Source organism: Paraburkholderia sp. UCT31 (assembly GCF_014397655.1).
Classification (GTDB): Bacteria; Pseudomonadota; Gammaproteobacteria; order Burkholderiales; family Burkholderiaceae; genus Paraburkholderia; species Paraburkholderia tuberum.
Genome location: NZ_VZQP01000014.1, coordinates 53,651 through 68,863 on the forward strand (window position 1 = coordinate 53,651; position 15,213 = coordinate 68,863).

Below are 15,213 nucleotides of genomic sequence, written 5' to 3' on the forward strand. Positions count from 1 at the left end.
AAATATTCTGAATATTAGCTGCTGGACACAGGTTGGTGCGACGAGCCCGTATTCAAGTGCCGTCTTCGTGTGCGCCGCACGACCGGATCCGGTACGTCACACAGATTCATGGCACAAAAAAACGGCGTGCCGGCCGTCGGTCGCTCCGACAGCCGGCACGCCGTTGCAGCGACGCTTACGCTTGCGCCGTTGCGCTTGCCAGTTCCTCGAAGCTCACTTCCTTGTCCGTCACCTTGGCCTTGCTGAGGACGAAGTCGACGACGTTGGCTTCAACGACATACGCTTCCATTTCAGCAAGACGTTGCTGGTTGGAATAATACCAGCGGACGACTTCCTTCGGGTCTTCGTAGCTTTTCGCGAATTCATCGACTTCGGCACGGATCTGCTCCGGCTTCGCCTGCAGTTCGTTCGCCTTCACGAGTTCGGCCAGCACGAGACCCAGCTTGACGCGGCGCTCGGCCTGCTCCTTGAACATCGCGGCCGGGATCGGCGCGTCCTTCGCGTTCGGCACGCCGCGCTGTTCCAGATCCTGGCGAGCCATCGCGACGAGGCGCTCCTGATCCTGCTCGATCAGCGCGTTCGGGACGTCGAGCTCCGAGATTTTCAGCAGTGCGTCCATCACCTGGTTCTTGACGATGGCTTGCGTGCGGCGCTTCGCTTCGCGCTCGAGGTTGTCCTTGATTTCAGCGCGCATCTTGGTCAGATCGCCGTCTTCGATGCCGAGCGATTTCGCGAATTCGCCGTCGACTTTCGGCAGATGCGGCCATTCGATCTTCTTCATCGTGATCGTGAATTGCGCCGTCTTGCCCGCCACTTCCTTGCCGTGGTAGTCGTCCGGGAACTTCAGGTCGAATTCCTTCGCTTCGCCGACCTTCAAGCCGAGCGCCGCTTTTTCGAATTCCGGCAGCATGCGGCCTTCGCCGAGGATGAAGCCGAAGTCTTCGGCGCTACCGCCCTGGAATGCTTCACCGTCGATCTTGCCGACGAAGTCGACCGTCACGCGGTCGCCGTCTTTGGCGGCCGTGTCCGCGCCGCCGTCGCCGTGCTCGCCTGCCTCGCCGCGAGCGTGGAAGTGCACGCGCTGTTTGCGCAGGATGTCCAGCGTGCGGTCGATTTCCGCTTCGCTGATGCTGGTCATGGTGCGCTCGATTTCAGCCGTGGCGACGTCGCCCAGCTTCACTTCCGGATACACCTCGAAGGTCGCGTCGAACGCGTAGCTGCCTTCACCAGCGTCGGTCTTCGGCGCGAAGCTCGGCTGACCCGCGACACGCAGGTTTTCGGTGCGGCTGATGTCGAAAAATTCCTTGCCGACCTTGTCGCTCAGCACTTCGGCTTCCACCTGGCCCGAATACTGTTGCGTCACCATCTTGAGCGGCACCTTGCCCGGGCGGAAACCCGGCATGCGCACGTTCTTCGCGAGTTGACGGATACGCGAATCCACTTCCTTCTGCACGGCATCCTTCGGCAGGGAAATCGTCACGCGGCGTTCGAGCTTGCCGAGGTTTTCAACAACGTTAGCCATGACTTCAATCGTCCTAAAATTATTCGAGCGAATCAGTTATCTTCTCCGTGCTGCCCGTCGATGTCGCTTCGCATCGATTTGCGCCGATTGCATCGATCACGCACCTGCGCCGCGGGCTTGCAGGCCGTCGGCAGCACGGTTGAGTCCAAAGAGCCGAATATTTTAGCAAACTATTTGCGCGCCTAGCCGGGATTCAATGATTGCATCGAGTTTTCCCTGCATTCCGGGCGTTTTGAGGGCCATTTTCGGTTAGTTTTGACACAGCGAGCGCGATTTGCCGCTGGCATCGCTATCCGGTTAGCGTCGTGCGTTCCTCGGCGCTCTTTCGTCATGCAACAGAACGTTCGCGTGGACGCTCGCACCCGCTCGCGGCCGACGTGTCGTGGCGGCGATCCCGCCTATGCCTTTCGACATATTCAGCCGACGCCCCCATGCTGATAAGCTAACGCACTCGGTCGGGCCGCCACCGCCGGTCACCAGCAACTGGTCGCTTCATCCGCTCCAGCAACCGCTTACAACGACTCAAACCTCTCAGAGACACCATGCCGAATTCGTCGTCCTCGCCTGTCGTCGTCATCGCTCCCGATTCATTCAAAGGCTCGCTCAGCGCGGAACAGGTCGCGCAGGCGATCGCATCCGGCGTCCAGCGCGCACGCCCCGACGCGAGCGTGCGCATCTGTCCGATGGCCGACGGCGGCGAAGGCACGCTCGACGCAATGCTCACGAGCGGCGGCGAGCGCCGCACGCTTAGCGTGCGCGGCGCGGCCGGTCCGACGCGCGCAGCGCTGACGGGCCTGCTCACGGACGGCGGCGCGATCATCGAAACGGCGGAAATCGTCGGCATTACGGACCCCGTCGGCATGGGCGTGCCGGTCGAGGCGCGCAGCACGCGCGGCATGGGCGAAGCGATTCGCGCGCTGCTTGATGCCGGCGTGCGGCGCTTTTTCGTCGCGCTCGGCGGCAGCAGCACGAACGACGGCGGCGCCGGCCTGCTGACCGGCCTCGGCTTGCAACTGTTCGACGCGCAAGGCAACGTACTCGAAGGCACACCCGAGCAGCTTGCGCGCGTGGCGCGGGTCGATGCGTCGCTGCTCGACGCGCGGCTTGCCGACACGCAGTTCGTCGGCATGTCGGACGTCGACAATCCGTTGACCGGCGAGCACGGCGCGACCGCGATCTTCGGTCCGCAAAAAGGCGTGAAGCCAGAACAGGTCGCGCCGATCGACGCGGCGCTCGCGCGCTTCGCCGATCTGCTCGAAGCCGCGCTCGGCCGCACGGCGCGTGACCTGCCGGGCGCGGGCGCGGCGGGCGGCCTCGGCTTCGCATTGCACATGCTCGGCGCGCAGTTCGAGCCGGGCGCGGAAACCGTCGCGCGGCAAATCGGCCTCGACGCCGCGCTCACGGGCGCCAACTGGCTGATCACCGGTGAAGGCCGTTCCGACGTACAGACGCTGCACGGCAAGGCGCCGTTCATCGCCTGCGCGCATGCGCGCGCCGCGGGCGTGCCCGCGACGCTGCTGTCCGGCGCGATCGACCCCGCCGCGCTGCCGCGTCTTGCCGAATACTTCGGCGGCTGCTTTTCTCCGGCGCCGGGGCCGATCACGCTCGACGTCGCGATTCGCGACGCGGCGCGCCTGCTCGCCAACGAAGCCGAGCAGCTGACGCGCCTGAAATACGGCGTGCGTTGACCCGCGAAACGGTTGCCGCAACAATCACAGCGCCACGACCGTTCCACTCATCACGGGGTGACCATGAAGGACTCCGCCAAAGCCGGGCTCGAGCAGTTCCTCACGTATCGTCTGCATGTACTGAACAAACTGGCCGAGCGCGGCATCAGCGCGCGCTACGCGGCGAAGCTCGACGTGACGCTGCCCGAAGCGCGGGTGATTGCGACGGTGGGATCGTTCGGACCGTTCTCGATCATGGAGTTGGCACGCCATGCCAATCTCGACAAAAGCCAGGCGAGTCGCGCGGCCGAAGCGCTGATCCGGCAGGGACTCGTGCAGCGCGAAGCGAGCGCCGCGGACGGCCGCGTCGTGCTGGTCTCGCTGACGCAGGAAGGCCGCGCGCTGTATCGCAAAGTGATGCCGATCGCGCGCAAGTGGAACGGCGATATGTTCGAGTGCCTCGACGAAGAGGAAAGGGCCGCGTTCGGCGCGGCGCTCGACAAGGTGATCCGTGCCATGAACGCGCGGGAGTGATAGCGCGCGGCGAACCGGCCGTGTTTGAAAAGCGCCGTTTCACGGCATTGTGCGGCGCGTGTCAAAATTGAGCCTCGGTCAACGCGCCTTCACCCTCTTTTTCATCCAGGGACGTTTCAGTGGACATCAACAAACAGGTCGCGGCACTCACCGCGTCGGAACTCCAGACCGCCGGCGCGAGCCAGGCGACCGCGATCGCGGTCAGCGTCGTGCTGCGGCATCTTCGTTCGCCGGAACTGGCGAAACTGCTGTCGTCGGCATTTGAAAATCATCAGGCGGTGATGCTGCAAACGCCGTGGCCGGACCAGATGCTGCAGGCGTTCGAGTCGACGCGCCGTTTCCTCGAAGGCGCCGTGCAAGCGGAATTGCCGGGCTCGCAGGAAGCGCCGGGAACGCCGGGTGCCTGAGTCGCGCGGTCGCGATGAAAGGCAGCGGAGCAACACTGAGGCCTTTCAGAAGACCGCGCAAAAAAGAAAAAACCCCGTCGGTCCAAAGACTTGACGGGGTTTTTCTCGACTACCAATAAGTGGTGCGAGGGAGGGGACTCGAACCCCTACACCCTTGCGGGCGTCAGGACCTAAACCTGGTGCGTCTACCAATTTCGCCACCCTCGCAGCCGGGTACGCCGCAATGCGTCGCGCCCGATTGTCCTGTGCACTCCCAAGCGCGCTGAACACGTGCCCGAAAGCGTAAGCGCGAGATTCTAACCGATTGATTCGCGCTTGTCTGCACCCGGCGGTATCTGCGCGCGCGACGCCGATGCTACAATTTTCGGCTCGTCGAGACGGGCGCCGCGACGGACGTCGGCGCCCTTCTCGCCAGTCCTTCCCCACACTTTCATCCCGTGAATTTCGACGACTATTGCCAGCAGAAAGCGGCGCCCCCAGGATCGAGCACCTACTATGCGCTTCGCCAGGCGCACGCCGCCAGTCAGCCGCTGTTGACGGCGCTCTTCGCATTGCGTCGCGAGTTCGAGGAAACGGTCAAGGAGACGAGCGATCCGGCGGTCGGCCGCACGAAGCTCGCGTGGTGGCAGAAAGAAATTGCCGCGCTGGCCGCGGGCTCGCCGTCGCATCCGGTGTCCAAGGCACTCGCGGCCTATCTGCCCGACGCGCAGGCCGAATATCGGGCTCTGCAGGAACTGCTCGCGGGCTTCGAGATGGATCTCGACCAGGCACGCTATCTCGACTATCCGAACCTGCGCCGCTATGTGCATGGTGTCGGCGGCAATTTTGCGTCGCTGGTGTCGCGCGCGGCTGCAACCGGATCGGCCGACGATGCCGCGCATGCGTCGGCGTGGGCCGCTCCGCTCGGCGAGGCGCTGATGCTCGCGCAGTTCGTCGCCGAAACCGGCAACGATGCCCGGCACGGCCGCATCTACGTTCCGATCGACGAGATGCAACGCTACAACGTCACCGCCGCCGATCTGATCAACCGCAAATACACCGACGCTTTCACCGAGCTGATGCGGTTCGAAACGAATCGCGCGCGGGACGCGGTGCAGACCGCGCTCGCCGCGGTGCCCGCCAGCGCGCGGCGCGCGCAGCGCACGCTGCTCGCGCTCGCGGCGCTCGCGTTGGCGTTGCTCGATGAAATCGAGCGCGACGGTTATCACGTGCTGCATCAACGCATCGCGTTGACGCCGATCCGCAAGCTATGGATCGCGTGGCGCGCGAAGTAGCCTGACAGCCGGGCGCGTCGATTCGCGCCCAGCGCCCAGCGCTCACGCCCGCAGCAACGGCAGCGGCTCGAACCGCTGCTGCAGAGTCGCAGGCGCGTCCAACCCCCACCAGGGCCCGAGCACCGTCGCATAAAGCTGGCGAAAATCCACGCCGACCGGCAGGTTGCCATTCCCCTCGAGCCGCGCAAGCATCGGCGGCACGCCAAACAAACCGCCCTGCACGCGACCGCCCGTGACGAAGTCCGGCGCCACCGTGGGGTGATCGGTGCCGTTGCTCTGGTTCTCGCGCGGACGGCGCCCGAATTCCGCGTACGTCATCACGAGCGTATCGTTCCACCGGCCCTATTCAGCGTGTCCCAAGCGGCCAGCACCTGCATTGCCGGTTTGATCGAACTGCCGAACGCGCCGCCCGGAAACGCGGTCTTCAACTGAGGCTGCCCTTGCGTCGCACGCAGACGACCGGCCGGTTTCACGATGTCGTTTTCGACGTCGAGAATAGGCGCGAGCGCGGGACTGCGCTCGTGCAAGGACACTGGCGTCGCGAGTCGAGAGGCCCTGACGAACTGCGCGGGATTGACCAGCGCGATCGCGCGCGCGCCGTTTGCGAGCGGCCCCATTTCGGCGCTGCCGATCACGACGCCGTCGGCCGCGAAACCGATGGGCACCGGCCTCATCGCGAACGCGCGCGTGAGCCAGCCGTCGCGCAGATATTGGTCGGAGCGTGACGCGGTATCCCAGATCTCGATCGAACGGAAATGCGACCGGTTCGGCTGCGCATAGCTGACGCCCTGCACGATCGCGAGCTGCCGGCTGCGCCAGAGCGGCCTCAGCGGCTCCAACGCGGGATGCAGCGCGGTGCGCTCGTCGAGCTGGATCATCTGTTCGCGTTTGATGCCGATGTTTTTGCGCAGCACGAGGTACGCAGGATCGGCGAACGGGATCACGGTGTTCAAACCGTCGTTGCCGCCTTTCAGCGTCGAACTGTTGATCCCGGACGCGCCGCCCGGCCATCCTTTGACGTTCGGCGGATAGAACAGGTTCTCGCCGAGCGCGCGTATCTGCGCGGTGAACGGCGCCGTGTCGTCGTAGCCGACAGCGAATGCGCGCAGCGCGCCGATCACGAACTCGACCGGCGACTTCACCAGCACCCCGCGATTGCCATCGCTCCAGAACGCATCGCTGAGAAAAGAGCGCGCGTAGCGTCACCTCGATGTCATAACCGCTCGCGCGAAACTGCATGGCGATCGGCTCGACGCGTGCCGGGTCCGGCGTGTCGGAGATGTGACGCTGATCCGGCGTCCATGCGTTGTGCTCGGCGCGCGTTGGGATCGGCTCGAATACAGTCGGGAGGTCGCGATATCGCTTCGCGGCGCGCGCTCGTGAGTGCAACGGGATTTTTCACGCGGCAATGCGCGCGCTGGGATTAACGCTTGTACAACTCGCGCACGGCGTCTTCGATGTGCTGCCGCAACAGCCGACGCTCTTCGGGCGTCATATGCCCGTCGCGGCGACGTTGATCGAGATCGGGGGGAACCGCGGTGCGCAGCATCGCGTCAGAGGCAGGGCGATCGATGCTCGGGTTGTGGCGGCTGGTTCTGCCATTACCCGAGCGGGGCGCATGCTCGCTCGCCGCTCTATCCGCGGACGGCTGCGCATGAGCGAGCGTCGGGCCCAGTGTGCCTGCCAGCGTACCGGCAACCGCCAGTACAATCACGCTCAGGCGCACGTTTGGCCAAACCCCTCCCTTCATGTTGTTCCCTTCGTGGCGCGGCAACCGGCTACCTCAGATGCGTATACAAACCCCGGTAACAGCCGGGTGCGAGAGTTTTGTCGAGTGAAGTATCCACCGAACAGCCGCATTCAGTAAAGCAGTCTAAACGCGCATACTTTACGTCGCGCCACACCGCGGGTAAATTTTGTAACCGACTGTAACCCCGGAAATGGTGTAACCGCGCACCACTTTCTAATCGCGCTAAGATGCCGACCATGGAAACCAAAAACCCTTCGAAAATCCTCGTCGTCGACGACGATCCACGCCTGCGCGATCTTCTGCGCCGCTACCTCGGTGAACAAGGCTTCAACGTCTACGTCGCCGAAAATGCGCCGTCAATGAACAAGCTCTGGGTGCGCGAGCGCTTCGATCTGCTGGTGCTCGATCTGATGCTGCCCGGTGAGGACGGCCTGTCGATCTGCCGGCGACTGCGCGGCAGCAACGACCGCACGCCGATCATCATGCTGACGGCCAAGGGTGAGGATGTCGATCGCATCGTCGGCCTCGAGATGGGTGCCGACGACTATCTGCCCAAGCCGTTCAATCCGCGCGAACTGGTCGCGCGCATTCACGCGGTCCTGCGTCGCCAGTCGCCGTCCGAATTGCCGGGTGCTCCGTCCGAGACCACCGAGGTCTTCGAGTTCGGCGAGTTCGCGCTGAATCTCGCCACCCGCACGCTGACCAAGGCCGGCCAGGAAATTCCGCTCACCACCGGTGAGTTCTCGGTGCTGAAGGTATTCGCGCGTCATCCGCGTCAGCCGCTGTCGCGCGAAAAGCTGATGGAACTCGCACGCGGGCGCGAATACGAGGTCTTCGACCGCAGCCTCGACGTGCAGATCTCGCGTCTGCGCAAGCTGATCGAGCCGGATCCGGGCAGCCCGCGCTTCATTCAGACCGTGTGGGGCCTCGGCTACGTCTTCATCCCCGACGGTGCAGCCTGAGTTTGTGCTCCGTTTTCGTTTCTGTGTCACATAAGAAGGGCCCATGCGGATCGACCGGCGCCTCCTGACGCTCGCGTTCGGCGGCCTTTTCTGGCGGACCTTTCTGCTGATCGCGCTGTTGATCGCAGTCAGTCTCGCCGCGTGGTTCCAGAGCTTTCGCGTGATCGAGCGTGAGCCGCGCGCGCAGCGCGTGGCTCTGCAACTCGTCGCGATCGTCAAGCTCACGCGCACCGCACTCCTCTATTCCGATCCCGACCTGCGGCGCGCGCTGCTGCAGGATCTGGAGAGCAACGAAGGGGTGCGCGTGTACCCGCGCGAAGCCACCGACAAATACAAACTCCAGCCCGACGAATCGTTGAATCGCCTGATCGAGCACGACATCCGCGGCCGTCTCGGCGACGACACCATAATCGCGCAGAGCGTCAACGATATCAACGGCGTATGGATCAGCTTCAAGATCGACGACGACGATTACTGGGTCGCGCTCGACCGGGATCAGCTCGACAACGCCACCGGCCTGCAATGGGCCGGCTGGGGCGTGTTCGCGCTCGCGCTGTCGCTGTTCGGCGCGGCATTCATCACGAGTCTGGTGAACCGGCCGTTCGCGCGTCTGGCGATGGCCGCGCGCCGGGTCGGCTCGGGGCAATCGCCCGAGCCGCTGCCCGAGCGCGGCATGGGTGTGGCCGCCGAAACCAATCGAAGCTTCAACCAGATGGTGCGCGACCTCGAACAGCTCGAGGCGGACCGCGCGCTGATGCTCGCGGGCATCTCGCACGATCTGCGCACGCCGCTCGCACGGCTGCGGCTCGAGACCGAAATGAGCCCGTCCGATCAGGCCACCAAGGACGCGATGGTCGACGACATCGAGCAAATGGACATGATCATCGGCCGCTTCCTCGACTACGCGCGTCCCGTTCAGCGTGTGCCGGAACCGGTGGACCTCTCGGTGATCGCGAGCGAACTCGCCGCACGCATGCAAAGCGAGGACAGCATGCGGCTGATCACGCGGCTCGCTCCGTCGGCGGTGATCGAGGCCGATGAAACCGACATGCGTCGCGTGGTCGGCAATCTGCTCGAGAACGCGCGCAAATATGGCCTCAGCGACGGCGACGGTGTGCCGCACGTAATTCTCGAAACGCGCGTGTCGCACTCGCGCGTCGAACTCTCGGTGGTCGACGAAGGCCCCGGCATTCCCGAAGACCAGCTCGCGCTCGTCACGCGGCCGTTCTATCGTGTGAATTCGGCGCGCACCCAGGCCAACGGCACGGGCCTCGGCATGGCGATCGTGCAGCGGCTCGTCGCCCGTTATCGCGGCGCGCTGCGGCTGCGCAACCGCTCGCCCGGACCAGGGCTTGAAGTGACGATCGAGTTTCCGCTCGCGAGAAGCGCGTGAGCCGACGACGCGCGGCACCGCGCGCCGTCGCCATTCGAAACACGCCGCTTGTTGCGACTTCCGAAGGAGCCTTTGCATGAAAACCGTTGGCGATAAACTCGAAGCGTTCACCGTCATTGCCGCCAAGCCGGGCTTCAACCATCACGAAGAACACGGCGTCTCGGCGTTCGAATACATCACCGATCAGTCGTTTCGAGGCAAATGGAAAATCATTTACTTCTATCCGAAGGATTTTTCGTTGGTCTGCCCGACGGAAATCGTCGAATTCAGCAAGCTCGTCAAGGAGTTCGAGGACCGCGAGGCCGTGCTGCTCGGCGGCAGCGTCGACAATGAATACGTGAAGCTCGCGTGGCGCCGCGAGTACAAGGAGCTCGACCGGCTCAACCACTACTCGTTCGGCGACGTGAAAGGCGAACTGATCGACCAGCTCGGCGTGCGCGACAAGGAAGCGGGCGTCGCGCTGCGCGCGACCTTTATCGTCGATCCGGACAACACGATCCAGCACGTGTCGGTCAACAATCTGTACGTGGGCCGTAATCCCGAAGAAGTGCTGCGCATCCTCGACGGCCTGCAAACGGACGAGCTGTGTCCGAGCAATCGGGCGATTGGCGGCGCGACGCTGTAAGCGGCACCGCCCGTCACCCAAACAAAAATCCCGTTCAGCTCCTGACCAGCAACACCGCGGCCTGCGCCTCGATGCCCTCGCCGCGGCCGAGATAACCGAGCTTCTCGTTCGTCTTCGCCTTGACGTTCACGCGCTCGATCGGCAGACCGAGGTCCGCCGCGATATTGGCGCGCATCCCTTCGATATGCGGTGCGAGCTTCGGCGCCTGCGCGATCACGCTGCTGTCGACGTTGCCGATCGCAAAGCCGGCCGCCTTCACGCGCGCCACGCATTCGCGCAGCAGCACGCGGCTGTCGGCGCCGGCGAACTTCGCGTCGGTATCGGAGAAGTGGCGGCCGATATCGCCCAACGCGGCCGCGCCGAACAGCGCGTCGGTGATCGCGTGCAGCAGCACATCCGCGTCCGAGTGACCGAGCAACCCGCGCTCGTACGGAATCGTTACGCCGCCGATGATCAACGCGCGTCCCGGCACCAGCGCATGCACGTCGTAGCCCTGCCCAATTCTGAAATCCATGTGCGTCACGTCCTCAAGTGCTGAAGCTTTTAAAGCTTCGTTAAAGCCTTTCTAAATCTTTCCAATGTGCCCAGGCGCGGTTTCACGAACCGGCGGGGCGGCTCAGAATCGCCTCGGCCAGATCGAAATCTTCCGGATACGTGACCTTGAAGTTACGCAGGCTGCCTTGCACGAGCTTCGGCGCGTGGCCCGACCATTCGATCGCACTCGCCTCGTCGGTCAGATCGTGGCCGTCGGCCTGGGCGCGCAGGATCGCCTCGCGCAGCATGCCGATGCGGAACATCTGCGGCGTCTGCGCCTGCCACAAGCCGTCACGCGCTTCGGTATGGGCGATGCGGCCATCGGCCGACGCGCGGTCGATACGCTTCAAGGTATCGGCGACCGGCAACGCCATGATGCCGCCGACCGCATCGTCCTTGAGCGAACCGATCAGCGTGCGGATCAGCGCCGGCGTGATGCCCGGCCGGGCCGCGTCGTGCACGAGCACCCAGTCGGCGTCGTGGGCGCCGAACTCGGCGAGCGCGTGCAGACCGTTGAGCACCGACGCCTGGCGCGACGCGCCGCCCACGCGGCGCACCGCGAAGCGCAGATTGCCGAAGCGGCGGGCGTCGAAGTGCTGGTCGTCGGGCGCGATGACGACGAGCGTCTGCGTGAATTCGCTGCACGCGTCGAACGCGGCGAGCGAGTAATGCAGCATGTCGCGGCCGGCGACAGTGCGGTATTGCTTGGGCATCGCGGCACCGGAACGGCTGCCGGAGCCTGCGCACGGGATCAGGGCAAAGAGACGGGAAGTCACGAGTGCGGATGCCGCCAAATCAAAGTAAAGGACGGATTTTATAATAGGTCCTTCGCATCCACGCCCGTACACGCGTAAACTTGGCCGTCGCGTGAGCCCCGAGCCGCCCCTTTTTCTCCTCTATGCCAGACATCGCCGCATCCTCGCAGTCCTCCCCGCCCGTCGCGCTCGTCAAGGCCGGCCAGCGTTTCGCCTTCGACGGCACGCGCGGTTCGTCCGACGCGCTGCTGATCGCCCGCTACCATCTCGCGTATCGCGAGAAGATGCCGCTGCTTGCGGTGGTCTGCGAAAGCGCGGTCGACGCGCAGCGGCTGTCGCAGGAAATCGGCTTCTTCGCGCCGGACGCGCGCGTGCGCCTCCTGCCCGACTGGGAGACGCTGCCTTACGACACGTTTTCGCCGCACCAGGATCTCGTCTCCGAGCGTCTCGCAACGCTGCACGATCTCGGCGAAGGCCGCTGCGACATCCTGCTCGTGCCGGCCACGACGGCCTTGTACCGGATGCCGCCTGCATCGTTTCTGGCCGCCTACACATTCTCGTTCTCGCAAGGCGAGCGGCTCGACGAAGCGAAGCTGAAGGCGCAGCTGACGCTCGCCGGCTACGAGCACGTGAGCCAGGTGGTGCGTCCCGGCGAATATTGCGTGCGCGGCTCGCTGCTCGATCTGTTCCCGATGGGCTCGCCGCTGCCCTACCGGATCGACCTGTTCGACGACCAGGTCGACTCGATCCGCGCGTTCGACCCCGACACGCAGCGCAGCCTCTATCCGGTCAAGGACGTGCGCCTGCTGCCGGGCCGCGAATTCCCGTTCGACGAGGCCGCGCGCACGGCATTCCGCAGCCGCTGGCGCGAGACTTTCGAGGGCGATCCGAGCCGCGCGTCGATCTATAAAGACATCGGCAACGGCGTGCCGTCGGCGGGTATCGAATACTATCTGCCGCTGTTCTTCGAGGAGACGGCCACCCTCTTCCATTACCTGCCCGACGGTTCGCAACTCGCGTTCGTCGGCGATCTGGACGCGGCGATCCGGCGCTTCACCAACGACACGAAGCAGCGCTTCAATTTCCTGTCGCACGACCGCGACCGGCCGATTCTCGAACCGCAGAAGCTGTTCCTGTCGGACGAGGATTTCTTCACGTTCGCGAAACCGTTCGCACGGCTCGTGCTGCCCACCAACGGCGACGGCGCCTGGTCGATCGCGCTGCCGAACCTCGCGATCGATCGTCACGCCGACGATCCCGTCTCGGCGCTGCGCGCGTATCTGAGCACGACGCCGAACCGGGTGCTGTTCGCCGCCGAATCGGCGGGCCGCCGCGAGACGCTGCTGCAACTGCTCGCCGACAACCAGCTGAAGCCCGCCTCGGCCGACAGCTTCGCCGACTGGCTCAAGAGCGACGCGCGTTTCTCGCTCGGCGTCGCGCCGCTCGCGAACGGCTTCGCGCTGCCGGGCGACGGCATCGCGATCATCACCGAAACCGAGCTGTACGGGCCGCTCGCGCGCCGCTCGGGACGCCGCCGCCAGGAACAGGCGAGCAACGTCGATTCGATGGTGCGCGATCTGTCCGAGCTGAAGCTCGGCGACCCGGTCGTGCATTCGCAGCACGGTATCGGCCGCTACATGGGTCTCGTGACGATGGATCTCGGCGAAGGCGAAACCGAGTTCCTGCACCTCGAATACGCGGGCGACAGCAAGCTCTACGTGCCGGTCGCGCAATTGCACGTGATCTCGCGCTATAGCGGCGCCGATCCGGACAGCGCGCCGCTGCATTCGCTCGGCTCGGGCCAGTGGGAAAAGGCCAAGCGCAAGGCCGCGCAGCAGATCCGCGACACCGCCGCCGAGCTGCTCAACCTGTACGCCCGCCGTGCCGCCCGCGAGGGCCACGCGTTCGCGCTCGAACCGAAGGACTACGTGAAGTTCGCCGAGAGCTTCGGTTTCGAGGAAACGCCGGACCAGGCCGCCGCGATCGCGGCCGTGATCGGCGACATGACGAGCGGCAAGCCGATGGACCGGCTCGTATGCGGCGACGTCGGCTTCGGCAAGACCGAGGTCGCATTGCGCGCGGCGTTCATCGCGGTGATGGGCGGCAAGCAGGTCGCGCTGCTGTCGCCGACCACGCTGCTCGCCGAGCAGCACACGCAAACCTTCAGCGACCGCTTCTCCGACTGGCCGGTGCGCATCGCCGAGCTGTCGCGCTTCAAGTCGACCAAGGAAGTCAACGCGGCGATCCGGCAGATCAACGAAGGCGCGGTCGACATCGTGATCGGCACGCACAAGCTGCTATCGTCCGATGTGCAGTTCAAGCGGCTCGGACTCGTGATCATCGACGAGGAGCATCGCTTCGGCGTGCGTCAGAAGGAGGCGCTGAAAGCGCTGCGCGCGGAAGTCGACGTGCTGACGCTGACCGCGACACCGATCCCCCGTACGCTCGGCATGGCGCTCGAAGGCCTGCGCGATTTTTCGGTGATCGCAACGGCGCCGCAAAAGCGCCTCGCGATCAAGACCTTCGTGCGGCGCGAGGAAGACAGCGTGATTCGCGAAGCAATGCTGCGCGAGTTGAAGCGCGGCGGCCAGGTCTACTTCCTGCACAACGAAGTCGAGACGATCCAGAATCGCCGGCAGATGCTCGAAGAGCTGGTGCCCGAAGCGCGCATCGCGGTCGCGCATGGACAGATGCACGAGCGGGAACTGGAGCGGGTGATGCGCGACTTCGTCGCGCAACGCGCGAACGTGCTGCTGTGCACGACGATCATCGAAACCGGCATCGACGTGCCGAGCGCGAACACGATCCTGATCCACCGCTCCGACAAGTTCGGCCTCGCGCAATTGCATCAGCTGCGTGGCCGCGTCGGCCGCTCGCATCACCAGGCGTACTCGTATCTGCTCGTGCACGATCCGCAGGGGCTCACCAAGCAGGCGCAACGGCGGCTCGAAGCGATCCAGCAGATGGAGGAACTCGGCTCGGGCTTCTATCTCGCGATGCACGACCTCGAAATTCGCGGCACCGGCGAGGTGCTCGGTGACAAGCAGTCGGGCGAGATTCACGAGATCGGCTTCCAGCTTTATACCGACATGCTCAACGACGCAGTGAGGGCGCTCAGGAACGGCAAGGAGCCAGACCTCACCGCGCCGCTCGCCGCGACCACCGAGATCAACCTGCATTCGCCAGCGATCCTGCCGTCGGACTATTGCGGCGACGTGCAGGAACGTCTGTCGCTGTACAAGCGCCTCGCGAACTGCGAACACAACGATTCGATCGACGGCATCCAGGAAGAGCTGATCGACCGCTTCGGCAAGCTGCCGCCGCAGGCGCATGCGCTGGTGGAGACGCATCGACTGCGGCTCGCCGCGAAGCCGCTCGGCATTTCGAAGATCGATGCCGGTGAAGCGGTGATCGGCCTGCAGTTCATCCCCAATCCGCCCGTCGACGCGATGCGGATCATCGAGATGGTGCAGAAGCACAAGCACATCAAGCTCGCGGGTCAGGACAAGCTGCGTATCGAAACGCGCAGCCCGGATCTCGCGGTGCGCGTCGCGACCGTCAAGGAGACCCTGCGCGCGCTCGGTTCGCCGAGCCGCGGCACGGCGGCGGCGCCGGCTCGCTGAGCGCGGCACGCTGCGCGCACAGGCTCGTGAAAACTGCAGAAAACGGGGGGACGTCCCCCGTTTTTTGCATCGATGCTGCGCTGCGCCAACGCGAGCCCGGCTTTTTGGGACATCCTTACGAAACTGCAATTTGGGATATGATCGATAGACACAAAACGCTGGAGTCA

At 64.7% G+C, this 15,213-nt stretch carries 12 protein-coding genes, 1 tRNA gene and 1 pseudogene; 8 read left to right on the forward strand and 6 right to left on the reverse strand.

Annotation, left to right across the window (positions count from 1 at the left end; all coding sequences use genetic code 11):
• Window positions 1-175: 175 nt before the first annotated feature.
• On the reverse strand, window positions 176-1,522 hold the full coding sequence (gene tig / locus F6X40_RS14200) for a trigger factor (RefSeq protein WP_187628277.1): 1,347 nt from the start codon (window positions 1,520-1,522) through the stop codon (window positions 176-178).
• A 542-nt stretch (window positions 1,523-2,064) separates the two neighbouring features.
• Between tig and F6X40_RS14205 the strand changes: the two genes are divergently transcribed.
• The 3 genes from F6X40_RS14205 to F6X40_RS14215 all read left to right on the forward strand — a co-directional run bounded on the left by F6X40_RS14205 (window position 2,065) and on the right by F6X40_RS14215 (window position 4,130).
• Window positions 2,065-3,210, forward strand: a complete 1,146-nt coding sequence (locus F6X40_RS14205) for a glycerate kinase (protein WP_184063594.1) — start codon at window positions 2,065-2,067, stop codon at window positions 3,208-3,210.
• 63 nt (window positions 3,211-3,273) lie between these two features.
• Complete coding sequence (locus F6X40_RS14210; RefSeq protein WP_184063596.1) at window positions 3,274-3,723, forward strand: MarR family winged helix-turn-helix transcriptional regulator; 450 nt, start codon at window positions 3,274-3,276, stop codon at window positions 3,721-3,723.
• Between the two features lie 119 nt (window positions 3,724-3,842).
• Complete coding sequence (locus F6X40_RS14215) at window positions 3,843-4,130, forward strand: hypothetical protein (protein WP_187628278.1); 288 nt, start codon at window positions 3,843-3,845, stop codon at window positions 4,128-4,130.
• Window positions 4,131-4,250: 120 nt separating this feature from the next.
• On the opposite strand, the gene F6X40_RS14220 is transcribed toward F6X40_RS14215, so the two are convergent.
• Window positions 4,251-4,337: transfer RNA gene (locus F6X40_RS14220), tRNA-Leu, on the reverse strand.
• A gap of 230 nt (window positions 4,338-4,567) precedes the next feature.
• Between F6X40_RS14220 and F6X40_RS14225 the strand changes: the two genes are divergently transcribed.
• Complete coding sequence (locus F6X40_RS14225) at window positions 4,568-5,404, forward strand: squalene/phytoene synthase family protein (protein WP_187628279.1); 837 nt, start codon at window positions 4,568-4,570, stop codon at window positions 5,402-5,404.
• Between the two features lie 42 nt (window positions 5,405-5,446).
• Here the strand turns inward: F6X40_RS14225 and F6X40_RS14230 are convergent.
• Together F6X40_RS14230 and F6X40_RS14240 are read right to left on the reverse strand one after the other, a co-directional pair.
• Window positions 5,447-6,546, reverse strand: a pseudogene (locus tag F6X40_RS14230) (DUF1800 family protein).
• A gap of 281 nt (window positions 6,547-6,827) precedes the next feature.
• Complete coding sequence (locus F6X40_RS14240; RefSeq protein ID WP_184063601.1) at window positions 6,828-7,154, reverse strand: hypothetical protein; 327 nt, start codon at window positions 7,152-7,154, stop codon at window positions 6,828-6,830.
• A gap of 227 nt (window positions 7,155-7,381) precedes the next feature.
• Between F6X40_RS14240 and ompR the strand changes: the two genes are divergently transcribed.
• The 3 genes from ompR (at window position 7,382) to F6X40_RS14255 (ending at window position 10,134) form a co-directional block, all read left to right on the forward strand.
• Complete coding sequence (ompR, locus tag F6X40_RS14245; RefSeq protein ID WP_006048917.1) at window positions 7,382-8,116, forward strand: two-component system response regulator OmpR; 735 nt, start codon at window positions 7,382-7,384, stop codon at window positions 8,114-8,116.
• Between the two features lie 43 nt (window positions 8,117-8,159).
• Window positions 8,160-9,509 (forward strand): ATP-binding protein, encoded by a 1,350-nt coding sequence (locus F6X40_RS14250; protein ID WP_184033441.1) that lies wholly within the window; start codon window positions 8,160-8,162, stop codon window positions 9,507-9,509.
• Window positions 9,510-9,585: 76 nt separating this feature from the next.
• Window positions 9,586-10,134, forward strand: coding sequence for a peroxiredoxin (locus F6X40_RS14255; RefSeq protein ID WP_187628280.1), 549 nt, complete (start codon window positions 9,586-9,588; stop codon window positions 10,132-10,134).
• 34 nt (window positions 10,135-10,168) lie between these two features.
• On the opposite strand, the gene ispF is transcribed toward F6X40_RS14255, so the two are convergent.
• Complete coding sequence (ispF, locus tag F6X40_RS14260; protein ID WP_018432029.1) at window positions 10,169-10,648, reverse strand: 2-C-methyl-D-erythritol 2,4-cyclodiphosphate synthase; 480 nt, start codon at window positions 10,646-10,648, stop codon at window positions 10,169-10,171.
• A gap of 82 nt (window positions 10,649-10,730) precedes the next feature.
• Entirely contained in the window at window positions 10,731-11,444 is a 714-nt protein-coding gene (gene ispD, locus F6X40_RS14265) for a 2-C-methyl-D-erythritol 4-phosphate cytidylyltransferase (protein WP_184063609.1), read from the reverse strand.
• Window positions 11,445-11,566: 122 nt separating this feature from the next.
• Here ispD and mfd point away from each other — a divergent pair, with 122 nt between their 5' ends.
• The gene (gene mfd / locus F6X40_RS14270; protein ID WP_184063612.1) at window positions 11,567-15,046 is read left to right on the forward strand and encodes a transcription-repair coupling factor; all 3,480 of its coding nucleotides are present in this window, start codon (window positions 11,567-11,569) and stop codon (window positions 15,044-15,046) included.
• Window positions 15,047-15,213 lie beyond the last annotated feature (167 nt).

Excerpts from the sequence above, each read along its gene's own strand:
- F6X40_RS14250 (WP_184033441.1), top strand. The coding sequence starts at position 8,160 with ATGCGGATCGACCGGCGCCTCCTGACGCTCGCGTTCGGCGGCCTTTTC.
- tig (WP_187628277.1), bottom strand. The coding sequence starts at position 1,522 with ATGGCTAACGTTGTTGAAAACCTCGGCAAGCTCGAACGCCGCGTGACG.
- mfd (WP_184063612.1), top strand. The coding sequence starts at position 11,567 with ATGCCAGACATCGCCGCATCCTCGCAGTCCTCCCCGCCCGTCGCGCTC.
- F6X40_RS14240 (WP_184063601.1), bottom strand. The coding sequence starts at position 7,154 with ATGAAGGGAGGGGTTTGGCCAAACGTGCGCCTGAGCGTGATTGTACTG.
- F6X40_RS14255 (WP_187628280.1), top strand. The coding sequence starts at position 9,586 with ATGAAAACCGTTGGCGATAAACTCGAAGCGTTCACCGTCATTGCCGCC.
- F6X40_RS14210 (WP_184063596.1), top strand. The coding sequence starts at position 3,274 with ATGAAGGACTCCGCCAAAGCCGGGCTCGAGCAGTTCCTCACGTATCGT.
- F6X40_RS14205 (WP_184063594.1), top strand. The coding sequence starts at position 2,065 with ATGCCGAATTCGTCGTCCTCGCCTGTCGTCGTCATCGCTCCCGATTCA.
- ompR (WP_006048917.1), top strand. The coding sequence starts at position 7,382 with ATGCCGACCATGGAAACCAAAAACCCTTCGAAAATCCTCGTCGTCGAC.
- ispF (WP_018432029.1), bottom strand. The coding sequence starts at position 10,648 with ATGGATTTCAGAATTGGGCAGGGCTACGACGTGCATGCGCTGGTGCCG.